Raw genomic sequence first — 17,784 nt, forward strand, 5'->3', positions numbered from 1 at the left:
AGCGTTACAAGGGCGTCCGCGTCTGATCCGGCGCCAAAGGTTGAAAAAGTTGCAGCACCGTCACGCGCTCATTACCCAAGACCCAGGCAAACCCCGAGTACATCGCCAGCAAACCGGCACACGCCAAAACAGCGACCCAGGTGGCCGACACAATGCGCAGCCGCGCGCCTGGCACGCGCCCTGCGTTCGCGGGGGTAAATATCGGCAGGCGCTCGCCGCGTACATGCCGGATCTGTCGATACAAGGCATCTCGGATGTCCTCGAGCTGCGCCCCTCCCCGCTCCATAACCCGGTACTTACCTTCAAACCCCATCGACAGGCACAGGTACATCAACTCAAGCATGGCCACGTGCTTGACCGGATCGCGGCTCAGCCGCTCCAGCAGTTGGAAAAACTTTTCGCCACCGAAGGTTTCGTTATGAAAGCGGCTCAGCAGGCTCGTCTTCGACCAGTGGCTACGACTACCCCATGCAGTGGTGACGACCGCTTCGTCAATTACGCTGCACAGCACGTAACGCGCGGACATCACCTGGCTGTTCGCTACGCCCTGGTGCAGGGCATGTGCTTCAAACGCGGTAATGGCCGACGACAGTCGGTCATTGAGGCTCTGCAAGCTCTCCCGAGCGGTGCTGCTTCTGAGTTCAACAACCTGTGACAGCAGGTCCCAGGCGGCTGCCACCAGAGCATTGGGCCCCATCTTGAAACCCTGGGCGCCTTGCAGGCTGGCGGTGTAGATCATCCGGTCTTCCAATTGCTCAAAGCGTGGTGGCGAGGGGTAATCCGTCACCGCGGCCTGCGCCGGGGCACGACCCTGGCGGTCGAGCAGAACGGTTTTTTCGTCCTGCGGGTATTCGCTGTCCATGGTCATGGCGTTCAGTTCCTGATGGCCCAGAAGTTGAGTTCAAGCGCCGCAAACTCGCCGCTGGCGTGGAAGGCAAAACCGCCGGACTGTTCCAGTTGCGTGATATCCCGGGCACTGAGTTCGAGCATGAAATAGGTCTTGCCGGCATGGAACGGAATCTGGCGTGGCGCCACCGGCAGCGGTTTTACCTTGATACCGGCCAGGTGCAGATTGACCAGCTCACGTATGCGCTCAACCGGTCCAACCTTGAGATGCGCGGGCAAACGGTGGCGCAGTTCTTCCGAATCGCAGTGGGCGGTTGCCGCCAGAATGAAGGTTGCCGCGCCCAACAATTTCAGATCGCTTACGGGGCACACCAGCACCCCGTATTGCCGTGCTTCCAGCGGGAGTTCGATGGCGTGCTGTTCCAGCACCGCTGACAGCACCTTGCGAATACCGTCCATTAGCCCACGAAAGCTCGCCCCCTGATCTCCATGCCGATAACACCCTTCCACCTGCGCGCGTTTGTCGTCGACGGCGAAGGTAGACAGCTCACCGAGAATCGACAGCAATACCCGGTACACCGCCTCCGGACGCACCTGGCTTTGGCTCAGGTAGTGACGCAATAGCACCTCGGTACGATTGATCAGTTGCAGCATCAGAAAGTCGCCGAGCTGGGCACCGGCCGAACCTCCATTGCCCTGGACGCGGGCGGCAATCGCATCGCCTCGGGCAGCCAGCAGGCTGACCACTTCCTTGACGCATGACGACACATAGCCGGCGCTCTGCACATAAATAAACGTCGGTACGAAGTCCGCGTCCAGCTGTACGCCGGCCTCTCGCGTGGAATCGAGCACCTGGGCTACCTGGAGCTTCACATGCAGCGAATCACTGGGTTGTTCCCCCAATTGCAGGTGTAGATCCGGGCGGGCGCAGTGGATCTGGCAGTGAGCGTTCATACCGACATTCGAGTCTGCGATCTGTGTTTCGTAACTCACATAACGCGCCAGCACATCGCTTTGCTCTGGCTGGCGCACGTCCAGTTGATTGCCGATGGCCAGGGGCAACGCCAGGAACACGGCTTGCCCAGCGGTGTCGGCGGGTACCTGCAACACCAGCGGCGGCATGGTGTTGTTCAATTCGAACAGGCTTCCATCGGGAAATACCCCGCTGGCCTGGTTGACGACCAGCTTGCCCAGATTCAGGTACTGCACATCGATGTCCAGCGTCAGGAACCCCCAGCCATCCCTGCTCAGCAAGCGGCTACGGTTGAGCTGTTGATGGTAATAACGGTCGTTGTGCTGCAAGTGCTGCGGACGCAGCAGCATGCCCTCCCGCCAGATGACTTTATCAATCTGCATTTCAGTTCTCCGACCGGCCGGCTTGAGGGCCGACAGCGCGAACCCCCGACTCGTCAAGTAACAACTGCGCGCGCGTCAGTTGCTGCCGGGTAACGGGCAGTACCAGGCGCCATTGCACATGCGGCAGGTCGCGATAGGCTGCCAACACGCCGATATAACGACTCTGCGGTTCGATGCTGAGCTTGAGCACCTGCTGTTCACCGGGGCGCAACTCCAGCTCTTCGCTGTTGACCCAGTCTTTGGGCAGTGCCTGCTCGGCGTGGCTATAGAGGCTGAAGAAGTCAGCATTTTCGAACGCCGCCGGGTGCCGCAACTCAAGCAGGCGCACGACCACCGGAGAGGGCCGGCCGTGAAGATCGGGGTTGACTGTGTCGCTGGCCGTCAAGCTCAGGTCGAGCTTGGTCAAGGTTGAAAACGGTGAAAGGCTGCCACAACCGGTCAATAGGCCCAGGGCAAGCAGCATTGATATAAAGGTGGCTCGATACATGATTGTCATCCCGGATAAGCCGCATGCAGGGCGCCGACGAGACGCACCTGCTCCTCATACGCTTTGGAAAAGTCGTTGCGTAACAGCTGCTCGCCCAAGGGGTGCTCCTCGCTCAGGCGCATGTAATGGCGTTGGTATGCCCGCCAACGAGCGCCGTCGGTAGCGAACCGGGGCGGGTTGCCCTCACGTTCGAAGCAGAGCAGCAGATGGCCGGGGGCAAACGTCGCGAGCGCGCTGCGCACCGCTGCACGGCAGGCCACGACCAAGGCCAATTGGTGAATTTGCATCTCCCGGCACGCCTGGGCGATCGCCAATTCGGCAGGCAGTTGGCCCGAATCGCCTGCGCCCAACAGCGACGCCAAGGCTGCCTGTGTGTCGCCGCAATCTTGCAAGGGGTTGCGGCGCGTGCGCGCCAGCGCTGTGCCGTCCAGGTTCAACTCACTGTTGAGCTCATCGCGGGTCCGCAGGCTCTGCTGCAACCCTTCGATGGTTTGCCTGAACAGTCTCGCCACCTTGATCGCCAGGGCTTCGCGCCCCAGGGTATCGAGTGCATCCATCTCCACGCCCAGCACAGCGCCGAACTGTGACCAGAACCCTTCACCTGCAGGCGTCGTAACGGTCTGCGCCGCACTGGAAGGCCCAGGGCTGGCGGGTTCGGCCCAACTCGGCACGATCAAGTGGTCTTGTTCTACGGCACCGTGGGAAAGCAGGCCTCCGGGCATTTCTGCACGGGGCTCCGATGCATCCAGATGCTCGGGTAACTCGCTGCCCGGTTGCTCACGCTCCAGGCCGTGCAAGGGGTCCAGTATCAGAAACGCATCGTCGGGAATCGTCTCGTTGCCGGCAAAGGCCGGCCGGTCATAATGCGCCCCCTGCCCTATCAGTTGAGCGCGAATGCTCACCGCCCCCAACTGGTACACATCACCTTCGCTGATCAGACGCGCCTGGCCTTTGCACAACCGCTCCGTGCTGCCAGACACGCCGATACCATTGCTGCTGATATCGGTGAGAAAGTATTGGCCGTCTCGGTAACCGACCAAACCATGGAGACTGGAAAGCAAGCGATCGGGATCGGCAATCACCCAGTCACACCCAGCCCCACGCCCGATCACGCCGCCGACGCCGTCGAAAAGCTTGCGGGCCGGCGGTTCGCCGCTCCCGCTATCACACACCTCAAACACTAACTGCATGGCAGGTTTTCCCAACTCAATGGCCTCGACGGGGCGCCTGGGAGTCACCCAGCGCACGGTAATCAGCATCATCAAAAACGTAATTGCCGTTACAACCGCTCAGCAAACACAACACAAGCACCAAGGCGTGCCAGGGGCGAAGAAGCATCAGGTATCTCCCAGGAAAATGAGGCTGGCGTCGAAGCACCAGGTCCATGCGCGCACCATTCAGCCTTCCCCTCGGGCATCGCTGCAGGGAATATTCAGACGTGCCAGGCGGTACAGCAGCGTGCGGCGCGCAACCCCCAACTCACGGGCGGTGCGGGTTCGGTTGCCACGGTTCTTGTGCAGGCAGTCGATCAAAAATACCCGCTCAACCCGCTCCAGGCGTTGGCGCAACGTTGCATCGAGGGCCATGGCAGTCGGCGCTGGCGACAGGCACAAATGCGCGGGCAAGATCACACCGTCATCGCAGAGCAGTACGGCACGTTCCACCAGGCATTTGAGTTCGCGCACATTGCCGGGGAAAGCATGGCTCGACAGTTGATCCAAGGCCGCACTGGACCACTGCACCGACGTACAGCCGAGTGCCGTACACGCTGTTTGCGCGAACTCTCGCGCCAACAGCAACACATCACCGCCCCGCTGACGCAAGGCCGGCAGTTCGATGGGAAATTGCGCCAATCGGTAGTAGAGATCCTCACGGAAGCTGCCTTCGGCCACCATTGCAGCGAGGTCGCGATGGGTCGCGGCGATGATGCGCACATCGACCTTGTGGGCTGCACTGGCTCCCAACGGACGGATTTCGCCCTCCTGCAACACCCGCAGCAACTTGGCCTGTAATGACAGCGGCATATCGCCGATTTCGTCCAGCAGCAATGTTCCGCCATGCGCGGCGTCGAACAGCCCTGCATGGTTACGCTCGGCGCCGGTGAACGCACCCTTGCGATAGCCAAACAGTTCACTTTCCAGCAACCCTTCGGGAAAGGCGGCGCAGTTCTGCACCACAAAGGCTTTGCCGCTACGCGGCCCGCTGGCGTGAATGGCCCGCGCCACCACCTCTTTTCCGGTCCCGGTCTCGCCGCGCAGCAAAACTGTGTACGAGGTGTTCAGCACCTTGCCAATCAAACGGTAGGTTTCGTCCATGGCTGTGCTGTTGCCGATCAGCCCATACGCCGTCCGGGCGACCGGCGTGCCAGGTTTTGTCGGGGAAGCGCTTTGCACAAGGCACAGCCCCTTCAAAACGCCCAGCTGGTTCAAGGCGAAACTCCCCAGCAACCGCAATGACGGGCCATGGCCCTGCAAGGATCGGGGACGCTGGCTGGCGCATAACAACAGGCCCGTCACGCTCGCGCGCCGCCCCGACAATGGCACGCATGACAACGCCTGCCAGGGCAACCTCGCGGCCGGCAGAAAGGCACTTTCGTAGACGCTGTTGGCCAGGTCCTCCAGGCTCAAAGAGTGGCCCTGGCTGAGGACATAGTGCAGCAATTGCTCATGCTGGAAGTCATGGCTACTTGCCGGCTCGCCAAGCGCCAGTGCGCCGGGCAAATGCTGGGCAATCAGGTCGAGGCGCCCTGTCACCTCGTCGCGCCAATACAATTGGGCAAGTTCGCACTGGCTTAGTTGTGCCGCAGCCGTCACACAGAGCTGCGCTAATGTGGTCTCGTCAGCGTCGATACCCAAGCGAGCGAACCAGGTGAGCAGCACATCGGCGTAGTCCAAGGGATGGGGCAATTGGGCAAACAGATTGTCGCTCATTGGCTGAACTCACAGGTCGGTTGCCCGCCGGCATCCAGGCATGCATGGACCCGCGACAGGGTTTCGCCGCAGGCCATTGCCTCCAACAGGCGATCAACCATCTGGGGCAACAGGTGGATCTCGATCCATTGGTCGATATACCGCGCACCGCTGTCCCAGTGGTTGCAACGCTCGGCCATATAGGTGATCAGTTCGCGCGTGTAACCGAACGCCAGGTTGCGCAGTTTCAGCCGTTGCCCCAGGCGGTCCAGCTTGAGCCTTGCCAGGTCATGCAGCACTTCACCTACAACCGGGTAATAGGGCACGACACGCATGCGCGCCAGCAGCGCCGGCTTGAAGTAATCGCGTAGCAGCGGATGTATCGCGTCTTGCAACACCTGCGGATCTGGCCGCCGGCCCCCTGCGCATAGATCGACGATGCATTCGCTGCCCAGGTTGGAGGTCATCAGGATCAGCGTGTTACGAAAGTCGATCTCTCGGCCTTCGCCATCATTGGCCAACCCTTTGTCGAAGATCTGATAGAACAGGTTCAGTACGTCCGGATCGGCCTTTTCGACCTCGTCGAGCAGCACCACCGAGTAAGGTCGTTGGCGCACGGCTTCCGTCAGTACCCCGCCCTCGCCATACCCCACATAACCCGGCGGGGCACCGATGAGCCGAGACAGCGCGTGCTTCTCCTGAAACTCAGACATATTGAGGGTAGTGACAAACCGCTCACCGCCGTACAGCAAATCCGCCAGGGCCAGGGCCGTTTCGGTCTTGCCCACGCCACTTGGGCCCACCAACAGAAACACCCCAACCGGAGCGTCGGCCTTGTTCAGACCGGTGGCGACCGCGCGTTGGTTACGGTCGAGCGCCAGCACCGCGTGCTCCTGACCGAGGATGCGTGAGCGCAACGCGTCGGCAAAACCAGACACTGTTTCACTGTGTTCAAGTGCCAACTGCTCAACCGGAATACCGGTCCAGGCACTGATGACCTGTGCCACCAATCGCGGGCAGACACGCGCCGGTTCGACCCGCGCTTGCGACTCAAGCCAGGCTTGCTCCAAAACCCGACGTTCGATCTCGACAGCCGCCAATCGCACGTTCAATGCGCACAAGGATTGCTCGTCCACCGGTAGCCCGGTGTCCTTGTCTCGACTCATTGCCTCGCGCTGCTGCAAGCCTTCAGCATGCTCGGCGTTCAGGCGCTGGAGCGCCTCAGGTGCGGTTGCCTGGCTGATTCGTGCGCGGGCGCAGGCAGTATCCAGTACATCGACGGCCTTGTCGGGCAACTGCCGCCCGGCCAGGTAACGGGCGCTCATGTGAGCCGCCGCGACAACGGCATCGTCACGGACATACACGCCATGGCTGGCTTCATACACCGGCGCCAGCCCGCGCAGGATCGAAATTGCCTGCTCCACGCTGGGCTCGCCGACCAGCACCGGCTGGAAACGTCGCGCCAAGGCAGGGTCTTTTTCGAAGTATTTTTTGTATTCAGACCAGGTGGTGGCCGCGATGGTGCGTAGTTCACCGCGCGCCAGAGCCGGCTTGAGCAGGTTGGCGGCGTCACCGCCACCCGCCTGGGCGCCCGCGCCCACCAGCGTATGCGCCTCGTCGATAAACAGAATCACAGGCTGCGGCGAGGCGTTGACCTCATCGATCACGCCTTTGAGACGGCGTTCAAACTCGCCCCGAATGCTGGCGCCGGCTTGCAGCAAGCCCATGTCCAGCGTGAGCACCCGTACCGCCTTGAGGGGCTCCGGCACCTGTGAGTTGACGATGCGCAGGGCCAGACCCTCGACAACGGCGGTCTTGCCCACCCCGGCCTCGCCGACGAGAATCGGATTGTTCTTGCGCCGGCGCATCAGTATGTCGATCAACTGAGCAATCTCTACGTCACGGCACAACACCGGGTCGATACGCCCTTCATGGGCCTGGCTCGTCAGGTCATGGGTAAAGCGCGCCAACAACGACTCACCCCTGGCTGACGAGGGGATAGCGGCAACCTGACTCAACGTAAACTCAAGCACACGCTGCGTATCCAAACGGCTCAAGACCCTTTGATAGGCGCTGCCCGCGTGCTGGGGGTGACGCAAGATCGCCAGTAACAAGGCACCGTGGTCCACTTCGGTCTGGCGCAGTTCCAGATGCGCCACCATCAACGCTTGTTGCAACCATTGCACAAGGGCCGGGGCGAACACCGGATTGCGCGACGCGCTCGCCTGCCCCTTGGGCTGCAGTGCGGCTTCCAGTTCGCCAGCCTCGACCTGCGCATCGGCCAAGGCCCGCACCAGCAGGCCATCCCGTTGTTCAAGCATGGCCAGCAGCAGGTCTTCAACCAGGACGTCGCTGCCACCGCGCATCACGCAACGTTCGGCCGAACGCTCCAAATCTCGACGGGCCAGGGGCGTCAATGTGTTGATAAGTTGTTGCAGGTCTACATTCATCATAATCACTCGTCCCTAATGAGCATTGCCGGCCACGATGACCACACCATCGGCGCACTCGTGCGCCAGCCAACTGGCCCAGCCCAATCGACAGACGTTGTGCTCGCCGATGCGCAACGGCCTTATTTCCTCCCTGGTCAACACCAGGCACAGGTCATATTCCAGGGGCGCCCGTGCGGTCAGTCGAACCAGCGAGCACAACTGCGGATAGTCCGCCCCCGTGGGTAAAAACCCATGAAAACGCTCCCAGTCCAGGTTTTGTATGTGCACCCTGAACTTACCGCTGCGATCCGCGACCCGGCTTCCCAGCACCTGGTCCGAACCCAACGCGCTGTGGGTGACGCCTAAGCGGTTTCGCTGCAAGTGAGCAATCACCACTGTGCGTTCAACCCATTGCTCGATAAACAAACGGTTGTGCTTGAAGTAGTAACGCAGCACCGTCTCGATCAAGGCAGCCGAATGCACTCTCAACCCAAGCAAGCCCAGGTACGGCAGCAGTCGCTTGCAATCCACTTGCGCCGCCGTGCGGATTTGTCGCCCCCCTCAGCCCGATCAGCGCAAACATCTGCTCGGAAAAAGCATCAACTGCGCCTTTCTGGAAACTCGCGCGGTAGCGGTACTTGCGCCAGATCGGCAGCATCAGCCGCTGCAAACGATGGTGAAACACATCCAGGAAGTCTCGAGTTACGTGACCGCCCAACCCGTCGGCGAACGCCTGCTCGCCATAAAAAGCCGGCAGCGGCGAACCCGCACCGCAAAGGCCCAGCACATTGAGGCGAAGACGCGCGCGCAACTGCCCGCGCTCAACAAAAAATTCCACCCGCTCGATATCGTGGCCAGGAAAACCAAGACTTGGATTCGCCTGGAATTCCAACCGGTCATACAAGGCGTCGTCATCCAACGCAGGATGCGCGTCGCGCAGGCGCTTGAGCACCTGCACGACCGCCTGGAACAACGAATACTCGCGGATGACGCGAGTGAGTTCCGTCAAAGCAGAGGCTGCTGGCCCATCCGGGGTGGCCATAGGTACACGTCTCCTTGTGTGCTGATGACTCTGAGTTCGTGGTAAGCATTGAGGCTGGCGTAGAGCGCAAAAAATTCGTTGAGCACCGAGGCGAATACAAATGCTTCTCCCTGGCCCAGAAAGCCCTGGGCGTCGATGTTGAGGTCGACCCGCAATCCCCGAAACGGTATTCCACGGTGCAGGCGGTCGACGGCCACATGACTGATGGACCGCAATGCCCCCAGCCGCCGTTGGCTGATCTTCAATGCTTGCCGGTCGTGATAACGCGGCAGGTCGTAGGTTTCGAGGATGACCTTCAACGCGTTGATATCGCTCAGTGACAAGTAGTTGAGCGACATGTTGCTGATTAGCCGCCAGAGAAAATCCTGGTCCAGAGGCGGCGCAAAACTGGCGGTGGGGACGCTGATATTGCGAAACGACAACCCCTCCGGGGTCTGTTCGCAAGGTTGGTTGATCTGCCCAGCCTGCAATTGCCGGGGCAGGTTGTGATTGGTGCATGTCAGTTCGACCGAGAGTGTTTCCTGGACATGTGCCTGGCCACCGCTGAACCCCAGCCATGTATCGAGGCCGGTGTGTTGCGCCGAGGCGCGCTGGCGGATGCTGTAGCTCGGGGGCGCGGCCGACACATCGGTATCGCCGTCATGCTCGAAAGACTCAAACGGTACGTAGGTGTGATACCCCAACCCACCAGGGCGCCACCCCGTGACCTTATCCACGGAAAATACACAGGCGCTCCCTCGCGCATACTCCCCGGGAACCAGCAGGTACTCATCCTGTTTACCGTCCAGGCGAATCGGCACCGCATCGTGTTTGAACAGGTTGACGATGGGCGTGCAATACAGCTTTACGTTATCCAGTGTGGGTCGCTGGAGTTCCTGGGGCTGCGCGCGCAACGCGAAGCACAGCCTTATGCCGCAGGCCTGCTTGAGAAGCTCATCGGGCAAACGTTGCACTGCATCAAGCCCGGCCACCTCGACAAACAAGTACTTGTCAGGGAAAGCGAAGTACTCCTGCAGATGGCGGTACCCTCGAAAGGTATTTTGTGGATAGGGAATAAGCGCCTGCTCCTCGGCAAACCCCACCGGCTGTACCTGGTCGGCGTCCAATCGCAGCGACAGGGCCTCGCCGTCAACGCCTGTGAGTACCTCTCCATCGCGCCCCAACGGCAGCAATTCGATACCCTCCAGGTGACGCAACAGGCTCAGGTACAACCCTTGGCTTATATAGCGATCCCCCGCCAGATGCAGGCGCAACCGTTCGAACCGCACCCCACTGAAGTTGCCCTCGGCACTCATGTCCAGGCGCAGGCTCAACACGCCCTGCTCCCCTTGAACGTTGTAGTCGAGCGCGCTCAGTTGCAGCGGCAGGACCTCAGTGGCGTAACAGGTCTGAAAGCGGCAGCGCTCGCCCTCGACACATGCGCTTTCGACAGGCGTGCCTCGCGCCACCAGCACACCTGGACCTGCGTGCTTCAACGGGTCGAACTGCAAGATGCTGAACGCCGGCATGGGCCGCATGTAGTTGGGCCATAACAGGTGCATCAATGAGTGGGTCAGCTCAGGCAGTTCGTCATCCAGCTTCTGGCGCAGGCGACCGGTGAGGAACGCAAACCCCTCCAGCAGACGTTCTACATCCGGGTCTTGCCCAGGTTCCGCAAGAAAAGGCGCAAGCGCCGGATTGCGCTCGGAGAAACGTCGCCCGAGTTGACGCAATGCACTGAGCTCGCTTTGGTAATAACGGTTAAAAGACATCCGGCGACACCTCGACCTGTCCGGCGTCACGCAGTCGGGCGGTGAACACCACGGGCTGCGCCACCCCGTCGATGCTCAGCGTCGCTTCAATGGCAAACGCCAGGACCAGCACGTCGTGATCCCGAGGCAATGCCCGCACTCGCACATGCTTCAGGCGAGGTTCGTAGGCCCGGATAAAACGCTCGATGAGCAAGCGCGACTGGCTCAAGGATTCATGCAGGCTGCGGTTCATGTCATTGAAGTCCGGCAAGCCGTAATCCGGCAGCGCCTGCACACTTCCCGCGCGGATGCTGAGCATTTTCCCCAGGTGAACCGCCACCGAGGTCATGCCGCATGGCGAAGTCGCTGCCGGGCAATCAAGCCGCTCGAAAAGGCTTTGGTTGGGGCCCCTCCCCTGACGCCTGCTCATTCTTTGTCGAGCTTGCCAACCAGCGACAGCGTAAAGTCGGCCCCCATGTACTTGAAGTGCGGACGTACGCTCAAATTGACGCGGTACCAGCCAGGCTCGCCCTCGACGTCACTGACAACGATGCGTGCCGCGCGCAGCGGTCGCCGCCCGCGCACTTCGGCGCTGGGGTTTTCCTGGTCCGCAACGTATTGGCGAATCCACTTGTTCAGCTCCAGTTCCAGGTCGGTACGCTCCTTCCACGAGCCCAGTTGCTCGCGTTGCAGCACCTTCAAGTAATGGGCCAGGCGGTTGACCACCATCATGTAGGGCAGTTGGGTACCCAAGCGGTAGTTCAACTCAGCTTCCTTGCCCTCGGCACTGATGCCGAAATTCTTGGGCTTCTGCACCGAGCTGGCGGAGAAGAACGCCGCATTGTCACTGCCCTTGCGCATCGTCAAGGCAATGAAGCCTTCTTGCGCCAGTTCGTATTCGCGACGATCGGAGACCAGCACTTCAGTGGGAATCTTGGTTTCGATTTCGCCCATGCTGTGGAAGTGATGCAACGGCAAGTCTTCCACCGCGCCGCCGCTTTGCGGGCCAATGATGTTCGGGCACCAGCGGAACCGCGCGAAACTATCGGTTAAACGCGTGGCAAATGCGTAGGCGGTATTGCCCCATAGGTAGTGCTCATGGCTGTTGACCACGTTTTCCCTATAGGCAAAGGTCTTGACGGGGCATTCAAGGGGGTCGTATGGCGTGCGCAGCAGGAAGCGTGGCACGGTCAGCCCTATGTACCGGGCATCTTCGCTCTGGCGAAAGCTCTGCCATTTAGCGAATTGCGGGCCTTCAAAATGGTCCCTGAGGTCCTTCAGGTCAGGTAGGCCAGTGAAGCTTTCCAACCCGAAAAAAGCCGGCCCGGCGGCGGCGATAAAAGGCGCGTGAGCCATACATGCCACGCTGGAAACGTACTGCATCAGTTTCACATCCGGGGCGCTGGGAGAGAGAAAATAGTTGGCAATGATCGCGCCCACCGGCTGGCCGCCAAACTGACCATATTCGGCGCTGTAGACATGCTTGTAGAGCCCCGCCTGGGTAACTTCCGGCGAGTCTTCAAAGTCATCGAGCAGGTCTTGCCGTGAGACGTTCAGCAGCTCGATCTTAATGTTCTCGCGAAAGTTGGTGCGCTCGACCAACAGCTGAAGCCCTTTCCAGGCCGCTTCCAAAGCCTGGAATTGGGGGCAGTGCAAAATCTCATCCATCTGCCGGCTGAGCTTTTCGTCAATCTCGGCGATCATCCGGTCAACCAAGCGTTTCTTGACCGGTTCACCGCTGTTTTGCGGTTTGATCAATTCTTCGATAAATGCCGAGACGCCACGCTTGGCAATACCATAGGCCTCGTCGTCGGCGCTGAGCAGCGTTTGCGCAATGATGTTATCGAGGATGCTGCAATCATCAGCGGTGTGGGCAGTGATCGGGTTCTGTTGAATGCTCATGGCGTCAGTGTCCTTTTACTGAAAAGTGTCAGGCGCAAGGGCTATTGAGCCCCAACTCCGCGAGTACCCGGGCGCGGCTGTCGTCGTCGGCCAGGGCATGCTCAATGGCCTTGCGAAAGCCCGGCGTATTGCCCAGCGGCCCCTTGAGGGCCATCAATGCTTCACGCAAGGCCATCAGTTTGTGCAACTCGGGAATCTGTTCCACAAGGTTCGCCGGGGTGAAATCCTTCATTGAATTGATCTGCACCCGAATCGGTAACTCTTCGACGTCGGCGCCCTCCTGAAGGCGATTGGGTACGCTCAGGGTCAGGCTTAATGCCTGCTTGGCCAACACTTCATCGAGCGTGTTCTTGTCTATGGCGATGGGTTTGCGATCTTCGAGCTTGCGCACGTCTTCACGCTGGGTGAAATCCCCCAATACCAACAGTTTCAACGGCAGCTCGACTTCCTCTTGCGCCCCGCCGATGGCAGGTTTGAAGGTGATATTGATGCGTTCCTTGGGTGCTACCGAACCTTCTTTGGCCACGGTATTTCTCCTTTTTCATGGCTCGAAAGCCTATTCAAGTACCGCTTCAAGATCGAAGAGGCACAGCCTGCGGTGGGTGTCTTCCTTGCGCTCGCGAGCGGTATGGTTGTGTGGCATCAGGTCGCAGCAGCGGTACAAAAGCTGAGCGACCTGCAAGGCCAGTTCAGGCTCCCAGCGCTCCAGGCCCGTGCGCTGCAATTCGATATCCAGGTGCTCAAGCTGGATCTTCGCCAGCTCATGTTTACCCGCGTGTATACACAGTCGGGCCTGGACCAACTGCCAATGGAAGCGGGCGCGGTCACTCCGGGCGGCGCACGCGCCTTGCTTGAGTGCCTGCACGGCCGCCTTGAGCCCGTCCTTTCGCAGCCTGGGCAGCACTTCCTGCAACGCGACCTCCCAGGGTTGCGCATCCGCCACCCCAACGGGAGCCTCGGTTTTTTTCAGGTGACGGGAAACATGCAACGCAATCCAGTCGCGAGTGACCGTGTCGGCAAACGGGGCGCCATCGTGAAAGCGAAACTCCGGCAGATCCGGAAAGCGCTGTAGCAACAGTGCGAAGCTGACCTCGAGTTCAGTCATGGCCAGGTCCGCCTGCAAGGCTTCAAGACACTGCCAGGCCATGCGTACCCCATCGAACCAGAACATCGCACCCGCCAGGCTGGCCTCGAGTTCAAGCAGCAGATCGGCATGCTCGCCCTGGGCGAAACGCTCCCGGTAACGCTTGAGTTTGTCCGGTGCCGGCCCACGCAATGCGGTGACCCGCTGATTGTCGGCGTTCGGATAACTGACGATGACCAGCCATGCCAGTGTGCGATTGAGGCTCAGCGCACGCAGGTCGGTAGCCTGCTGGCGCAGCCACCAGGCACATAACGGACGAGCCTGTTCCTGAAGGGCACGCAACAATTTATGTGCGTCTTTTTCGTTGTTGAGCACCGGCTCGGGCTTGAGCAGTTGGGTAGTCGCCTGCTTGACCTGGGCAATGACCCCACTCACAGCGGCTGCGGGCGCCTGGCCTTGCGCGGCGCGCTCAAGGCGTTGGTCCAATTGCCGGCGAATGGGCAGCAACAGTGGCGCGTCATCGCCCAAATGCAGACTCCAGCGTTCATCAAGGTGCGTCAGAAGCTCCAGCATCGATCGGAACAAGGGTTGCTGGTCTTGAAGCGCCAGGTTTTGCGCAAACAGCGAGTCAAGCCTCAAGGTCAACCAGCCGAATGCTGCGCTGCGGGTACGCAGCTTTTGCGGGTACACGGCAGCCCAATGGTGGTCACACAGGTGGCGCAGCAACCCGAGCCCCGCCAGCAGGCCAGGGAACGATTCGCGCTGGTACAGCGCCCAGGCCAGCCAGACAGCCACCCGTAGATCCTTGGACCGCTCACGCAACAGCAGCTCGCTGGTTTCCACGACTTTTTGCCAATCCGGCTGGCCGGCACCGTGAATGGACTGCACCTTTGCCAGCTCGACTTCCAAGGCTTCGTATTCATTCGAATAGCGCATATCGCTGCCGGCAAAACTTGTTTGCGAACAGGGCAACTGACCGAGATCAAGGTAATAGGCGCAGAGTTTATTCAAATAAGCCATGGTGAACCGCAGATGAACATCAAGATCCGAGCGACGAACCAACACACTGTTTAAATAGTGCGCCAGCGCATCAATTAAACTTCGCACCTTCTGCCGCGAAGTTCGCAAACCTTAGCCATGCAAATACCATTCGGCAAGTATTGGGACGACACTTAAGAAACATCCTACAGCCCAGTAAAACCCGCATGTGCGCAGCATTTTGCGCAGGTAAAACCTTGAACAGCGCAGGATTAAGCTGCAAACAGCACTCACGGGCTCGCCATCTCAATGAGCAACTAAATGCGCAGTAATGTGCAAACAACACTGCACTATAAGAACTTGAAAATCAGCAAACTTATTTAAATTAATATCTTATTGCCCATCAACCCCGCGCCGTTATTGGCGCTAGCACTTTCTGGCACACTTCTTGTTAGAGGCATAGTTCCAACCAGCACAGTTGCCGGCTGGAACTACCTCTCAAATAAGGCAAGGAAACCCGTCATGCCAACACCCGCGTATCTTTCTATCACCGGTGTCAAGCAAGGTTTGATTACGGCAGGCACATTTACCCAGGACTCGATAGGCAACATCTATCAGGAGGGCCACGAGGACCAGATTCTGGTCCAGGCTTTTTCCCATCAGGTGATCATTCCGCGGGACCCGCAGTCGGGCCAGCCAACGGGCCAGAGAGTTCACAAGCCGTTGATGATCAGCAAGGTCTTCGATAAGTCCTCACCGTTGCTGTTCAGCGCATTGACCAGCGGCGAAGAGGTCAAGTGCAGGCTGGAATGGTTCCGGACCTCTTCGGCCGGCACCCAGGAACATTACTTCACCATTGAACTGGAAGGCGCGACCCTCGTGGACATCCAGTCGCGCATGCCCAACTGTCAGGACCCGGACAACGCGCACTTTACGCACCTGGAAGATGTGTACTTCACCTACCGCAAAATTGTTTGGACCCATGAAGTGTCCGGTACCTCGGGTTCGGATGACTGGCGCAGCCCGGTAGCGGGTTAAGTCGGTTGCGGGCAGAAACGGTCGCCAAGGACGGCGCCGTTTCTGCCCAGCCGCTACACCATCGCCAAAGGGTGCTTGCGCTTGGGCGCGCCAAACACACGGTCGATCGCGTCCAGGTCGTGCTCGTCGAGCACCAGGTTGGCGGCGGCCGCGTTAAGCCGCACATGCTCCGGCGTTACCGCCTTGGGAATGGCGATTACGCCGTCCTGGCGCAAAACCCAGGCCAGGGAAACCTGGGCGGGTGTGACGTCGTGGCGCTGGGCAATCTGCTTGAGGGTCGGGCTGGACAACAGTTCGCCGCCCTGCGCGATCGGGCAGTACGCCATCAACGGCAAATGGTGCTGTTGCCACCAGGGCAACAGGTCAAATTCGATACCGCGCTCTTGGATGTTGTAGAGCACCTGATTGGTGGCGCAGGCCGGGGATGCGAGCTCCTGCAGGTCGGCCACGTCAAAGTTGGAGACGCCCCAGCGGCCGATCTTGCCGGCCTCGCGCAGGCGTTCGAAGGCTTCGACGGTTTCTTCAAGGGGGTATTGGCCCCGCCAATGCAGCAGGTACAAATCGATATGGTCGCTACCCAGGCGCCGCAGGCTGGCGTCGCAGGCGCGCGGAACGCCCTTGTGGCTGGCATTGTGCGGGTACACCTTGCTCACCAGGAACACCTGGTCACGCTTGCCACGAATGGCTTCACCGACGACCTCTTCAGCGCCACCCTCGCCGTACATTTCAGCGGTATCGATCAGGGTCATGCCTTCGTCGATTCCCAGTTGCAACGCAGCGACTTCCTCCCGGCGCCGGCTCGGGTCTTCGCCCATGCGCCAGGTGCCCTGGCCAATGACAGGGACGGGCACACCCGCCAGATCGATGGTACGCATAACAACCTCCTGATGAGTTCGCGGGTTAACAGTGTGGCATTGACCGGACAAAAGGGTTCAACCGAAGTATGGTTGGCGTCTGCCAAGTCGCCAGGAAGGACCTGCAATGCTGTTTGTCGTTATGCTCGGGGGCAAGCACCCACGGGCCAGGATCGAAGTGCATGATGTGGTGTTTGCCGTCGCGGACACGCTGCAAGCCACCTACCCACAACTGCGTGATGCGTGGTTCGGCAGCCCCAAGGGCATGCACATTGATTCGTGGATGGCCGTGGATGGCGTCGACGGGTGGAAAATCGAACTCAGCCATCTGGCGCCACAAGCGGGTGCGCATCATCTGTACTTCATCAACCTGGGCGGTTATGAAGCCGACAGTTTCGGTGAGGCGCACCACTATTTACTGGTGGTCGCCCGTAACAAACAGGAAGCCAAGAGCAAGGGCAAGCAACAGATGCTGCGGCATTGGTCTCAGGCGCATACGGATGCGGTGATGGACATTGATGACTGCCTGCCGATCGACCTGGTGGACGGTCGTTACCTGCATCTGGTGCAAGACCCGCACCATCCCATCATCCGGCAGAACGACTATATCGTCCTGGGTTGAGCGCCCAACTGCGCCGCCCAGGCAATCCATGGGAACTTTGCCGGGAAATAACCGCCTGAATCCGGTACGCTCACCCTTTTCATTCAAGGAGTTACCCACCATGGCCAAAGCCACCGCCCGTCACATCCTCGTTTCCACTGAAGACAAGTGCAACGAACTCAAGGCCCAAATCGAAGGCGGCGCTGATTTCGCAGAGATCGCCAAAGCCAGCTCCAGCTGCCCATCAAGCCGCGACGGCGGCAACCTGGGTTCGTTCGGTCCAGGCCAGATGGTTAAAGAATTCGACACCGTGGTATTCAGCGCTCCGGTCAATACCGTGCAAGGCCCGGTCAAGACCCAGTTCGGCTACCACCTGTTGGAAGTCACCAGCCGTCAGGACTGATGCCTGGATGATGCTTGAAACAACGGCCCGCCTTTTGGTGGGCCGTTGTGCATGTGATGACTGGCGACGCTGATGCCGTTAGCGTACAAATCCTTATTCTTCTTCACCCGGCGTTCAAGACT

The 17,784-nt window shown here is 59.9% G+C and carries 15 protein-coding genes and 1 pseudogene; 3 read left to right on the forward strand and 13 right to left on the reverse strand.

Annotation, left to right across the window (positions count from 1 at the left end; translation table 11 throughout):
* Window positions 1-4: 4 nt before the first annotated feature.
* The 12 genes and pseudogenes from icmH to tssA all read right to left on the reverse strand — a co-directional run bounded on the left by icmH (window position 5) and on the right by tssA (window position 14,808).
* Entirely contained in the window at window positions 5-868 is an 864-nt protein-coding gene (gene icmH, locus AB4O23_RS20120; RefSeq protein ID WP_068934785.1) for a type IVB secretion system protein IcmH/DotU, read from the reverse strand.
* Window positions 869-873: 5 nt separating this feature from the next.
* On the reverse strand, window positions 874-2,202 hold the full coding sequence (gene tssK, locus AB4O23_RS20125) for a type VI secretion system baseplate subunit TssK (protein ID WP_017527965.1): 1,329 nt from the start codon (window positions 2,200-2,202) through the stop codon (window positions 874-876).
* Between the two features lies 1 nt (window position 2,203).
* Complete coding sequence (tssJ, locus tag AB4O23_RS20130; RefSeq protein WP_083221651.1) at window positions 2,204-2,689, reverse strand: type VI secretion system lipoprotein TssJ; 486 nt, start codon at window positions 2,687-2,689, stop codon at window positions 2,204-2,206.
* A 5-nt stretch (window positions 2,690-2,694) separates the two neighbouring features.
* The gene (tagH, locus tag AB4O23_RS20135) at window positions 2,695-3,879 is read right to left on the reverse strand and encodes a type VI secretion system-associated FHA domain protein TagH (RefSeq protein WP_135196540.1); all 1,185 of its coding nucleotides are present in this window, start codon (window positions 3,877-3,879) and stop codon (window positions 2,695-2,697) included.
* Between the two features lie 207 nt (window positions 3,880-4,086).
* Window positions 4,087-5,619: a sigma-54 interaction domain-containing protein gene (locus AB4O23_RS20140; protein WP_068934781.1), complete on the reverse strand. Its 1,533-nt coding sequence runs from the start codon at window positions 5,617-5,619 to the stop codon at window positions 4,087-4,089.
* Entirely contained in the window at window positions 5,616-8,051 is a 2,436-nt protein-coding gene (locus AB4O23_RS20145; protein ID WP_068934779.1) for an AAA family ATPase, read from the reverse strand. Before AB4O23_RS20145 ends, AB4O23_RS20140 begins: the two co-directional genes overlap by 4 nt.
* Window positions 8,052-8,063: 12 nt before the next feature.
* Window positions 8,064-9,072: pseudogene (gene tssG / locus AB4O23_RS20150) on the reverse strand (type VI secretion system baseplate subunit TssG).
* On the reverse strand, window positions 9,036-10,823 hold the full coding sequence (gene tssF / locus AB4O23_RS20155; protein ID WP_068934775.1) for a type VI secretion system baseplate subunit TssF: 1,788 nt from the start codon (window positions 10,821-10,823) through the stop codon (window positions 9,036-9,038). Before tssF ends, tssG begins: the two are co-directional and overlap by 37 nt.
* Window positions 10,813-11,232 (reverse strand): type VI secretion system baseplate subunit TssE, encoded by a 420-nt coding sequence (gene tssE, locus AB4O23_RS20160; RefSeq protein ID WP_065878371.1) that lies wholly within the window; start codon window positions 11,230-11,232, stop codon window positions 10,813-10,815. The genes tssF and tssE overlap by 11 nt, the downstream gene beginning before the upstream one ends.
* Window positions 11,229-12,704: a type VI secretion system contractile sheath large subunit gene (gene tssC / locus AB4O23_RS20165; protein WP_017527973.1), complete on the reverse strand. Its 1,476-nt coding sequence runs from the start codon at window positions 12,702-12,704 to the stop codon at window positions 11,229-11,231. The genes tssE and tssC overlap by 4 nt, the downstream gene beginning before the upstream one ends.
* Before the next feature lie 28 nt (window positions 12,705-12,732).
* Window positions 12,733-13,230, reverse strand: coding sequence for a type VI secretion system contractile sheath small subunit (gene tssB, locus AB4O23_RS20170; RefSeq protein ID WP_017527974.1), 498 nt, complete (start codon window positions 13,228-13,230; stop codon window positions 12,733-12,735).
* 30 nt (window positions 13,231-13,260) lie between these two features.
* On the reverse strand, window positions 13,261-14,808 hold the full coding sequence (gene tssA / locus AB4O23_RS20175; RefSeq protein WP_017527975.1) for a type VI secretion system protein TssA: 1,548 nt from the start codon (window positions 14,806-14,808) through the stop codon (window positions 13,261-13,263).
* Window positions 14,809-15,288: 480 nt separating this feature from the next.
* Here tssA and AB4O23_RS20180 point away from each other — a divergent pair, with 480 nt between their 5' ends.
* Complete coding sequence (locus AB4O23_RS20180) at window positions 15,289-15,804, forward strand: Hcp family type VI secretion system effector (RefSeq protein WP_460060348.1); 516 nt, start codon at window positions 15,289-15,291, stop codon at window positions 15,802-15,804.
* 53 nt (window positions 15,805-15,857) lie between these two features.
* On the opposite strand, the gene AB4O23_RS20185 is transcribed toward AB4O23_RS20180, so the two are convergent.
* Complete coding sequence (locus AB4O23_RS20185) at window positions 15,858-16,679, reverse strand: aldo/keto reductase (protein ID WP_017527977.1); 822 nt, start codon at window positions 16,677-16,679, stop codon at window positions 15,858-15,860.
* A 106-nt stretch (window positions 16,680-16,785) separates the two neighbouring features.
* Between AB4O23_RS20185 and AB4O23_RS20190 the strand changes: the two genes are divergently transcribed.
* Both AB4O23_RS20190 and AB4O23_RS20195 read left to right on the forward strand, forming a co-directional pair.
* Entirely contained in the window at window positions 16,786-17,280 is a 495-nt protein-coding gene (locus tag AB4O23_RS20190) for a DUF1543 domain-containing protein (RefSeq protein WP_017527978.1), read from the forward strand.
* 100 nt (window positions 17,281-17,380) lie between these two features.
* Complete coding sequence (locus AB4O23_RS20195) at window positions 17,381-17,662, forward strand: peptidylprolyl isomerase (protein ID WP_065878367.1); 282 nt, start codon at window positions 17,381-17,383, stop codon at window positions 17,660-17,662.
* Window positions 17,663-17,784: the final 122 nt, after the last annotated feature.

The sequence above is a fragment of the Pseudomonas sp. H2_A10 genome (assembly GCF_054680085.1).

Bases quoted from the DNA above. Each gene is read 5' to 3' on its own strand.
- icmH (WP_068934785.1), bottom strand. From the start codon at position 868: ATGACCATGGACAGCGAATACCCGCAGGACGAAAAAACCGTTCTGCTC.
- tssK (WP_017527965.1), bottom strand. From the start codon at position 2,202: ATGCAGATTGATAAAGTCATCTGGCGGGAGGGCATGCTGCTGCGTCCG.
- tssJ (WP_083221651.1), bottom strand. From the start codon at position 2,689: ATGTATCGAGCCACCTTTATATCAATGCTGCTTGCCCTGGGCCTATTG.
- tagH (WP_135196540.1), bottom strand. From the start codon at position 3,879: ATGCAGTTAGTGTTTGAGGTGTGTGATAGCGGGAGCGGCGAACCGCCG.
- AB4O23_RS20140 (WP_068934781.1), bottom strand. From the start codon at position 5,619: ATGAGCGACAATCTGTTTGCCCAATTGCCCCATCCCTTGGACTACGCC.
- AB4O23_RS20145 (WP_068934779.1), bottom strand. From the start codon at position 8,051: ATGATGAATGTAGACCTGCAACAACTTATCAACACATTGACGCCCCTG.
- tssF (WP_068934775.1), bottom strand. From the start codon at position 10,823: ATGTCTTTTAACCGTTATTACCAAAGCGAGCTCAGTGCATTGCGTCAA.
- tssE (WP_065878371.1), bottom strand. From the start codon at position 11,232: ATGAGCAGGCGTCAGGGGAGGGGCCCCAACCAAAGCCTTTTCGAGCGG.
- tssC (WP_017527973.1), bottom strand. From the start codon at position 12,704: ATGAGCATTCAACAGAACCCGATCACTGCCCACACCGCTGATGATTGC.
- tssA (WP_017527975.1), bottom strand. From the start codon at position 14,808: ATGGCTTATTTGAATAAACTCTGCGCCTATTACCTTGATCTCGGTCAG.
- AB4O23_RS20180 (WP_460060348.1), top strand. From the start codon at position 15,289: ATGCCAACACCCGCGTATCTTTCTATCACCGGTGTCAAGCAAGGTTTG.
- AB4O23_RS20185 (WP_017527977.1), bottom strand. From the start codon at position 16,679: ATGCGTACCATCGATCTGGCGGGTGTGCCCGTCCCTGTCATTGGCCAG.
- AB4O23_RS20190 (WP_017527978.1), top strand. From the start codon at position 16,786: ATGCTGTTTGTCGTTATGCTCGGGGGCAAGCACCCACGGGCCAGGATC.
- AB4O23_RS20195 (WP_065878367.1), top strand. From the start codon at position 17,381: ATGGCCAAAGCCACCGCCCGTCACATCCTCGTTTCCACTGAAGACAAG.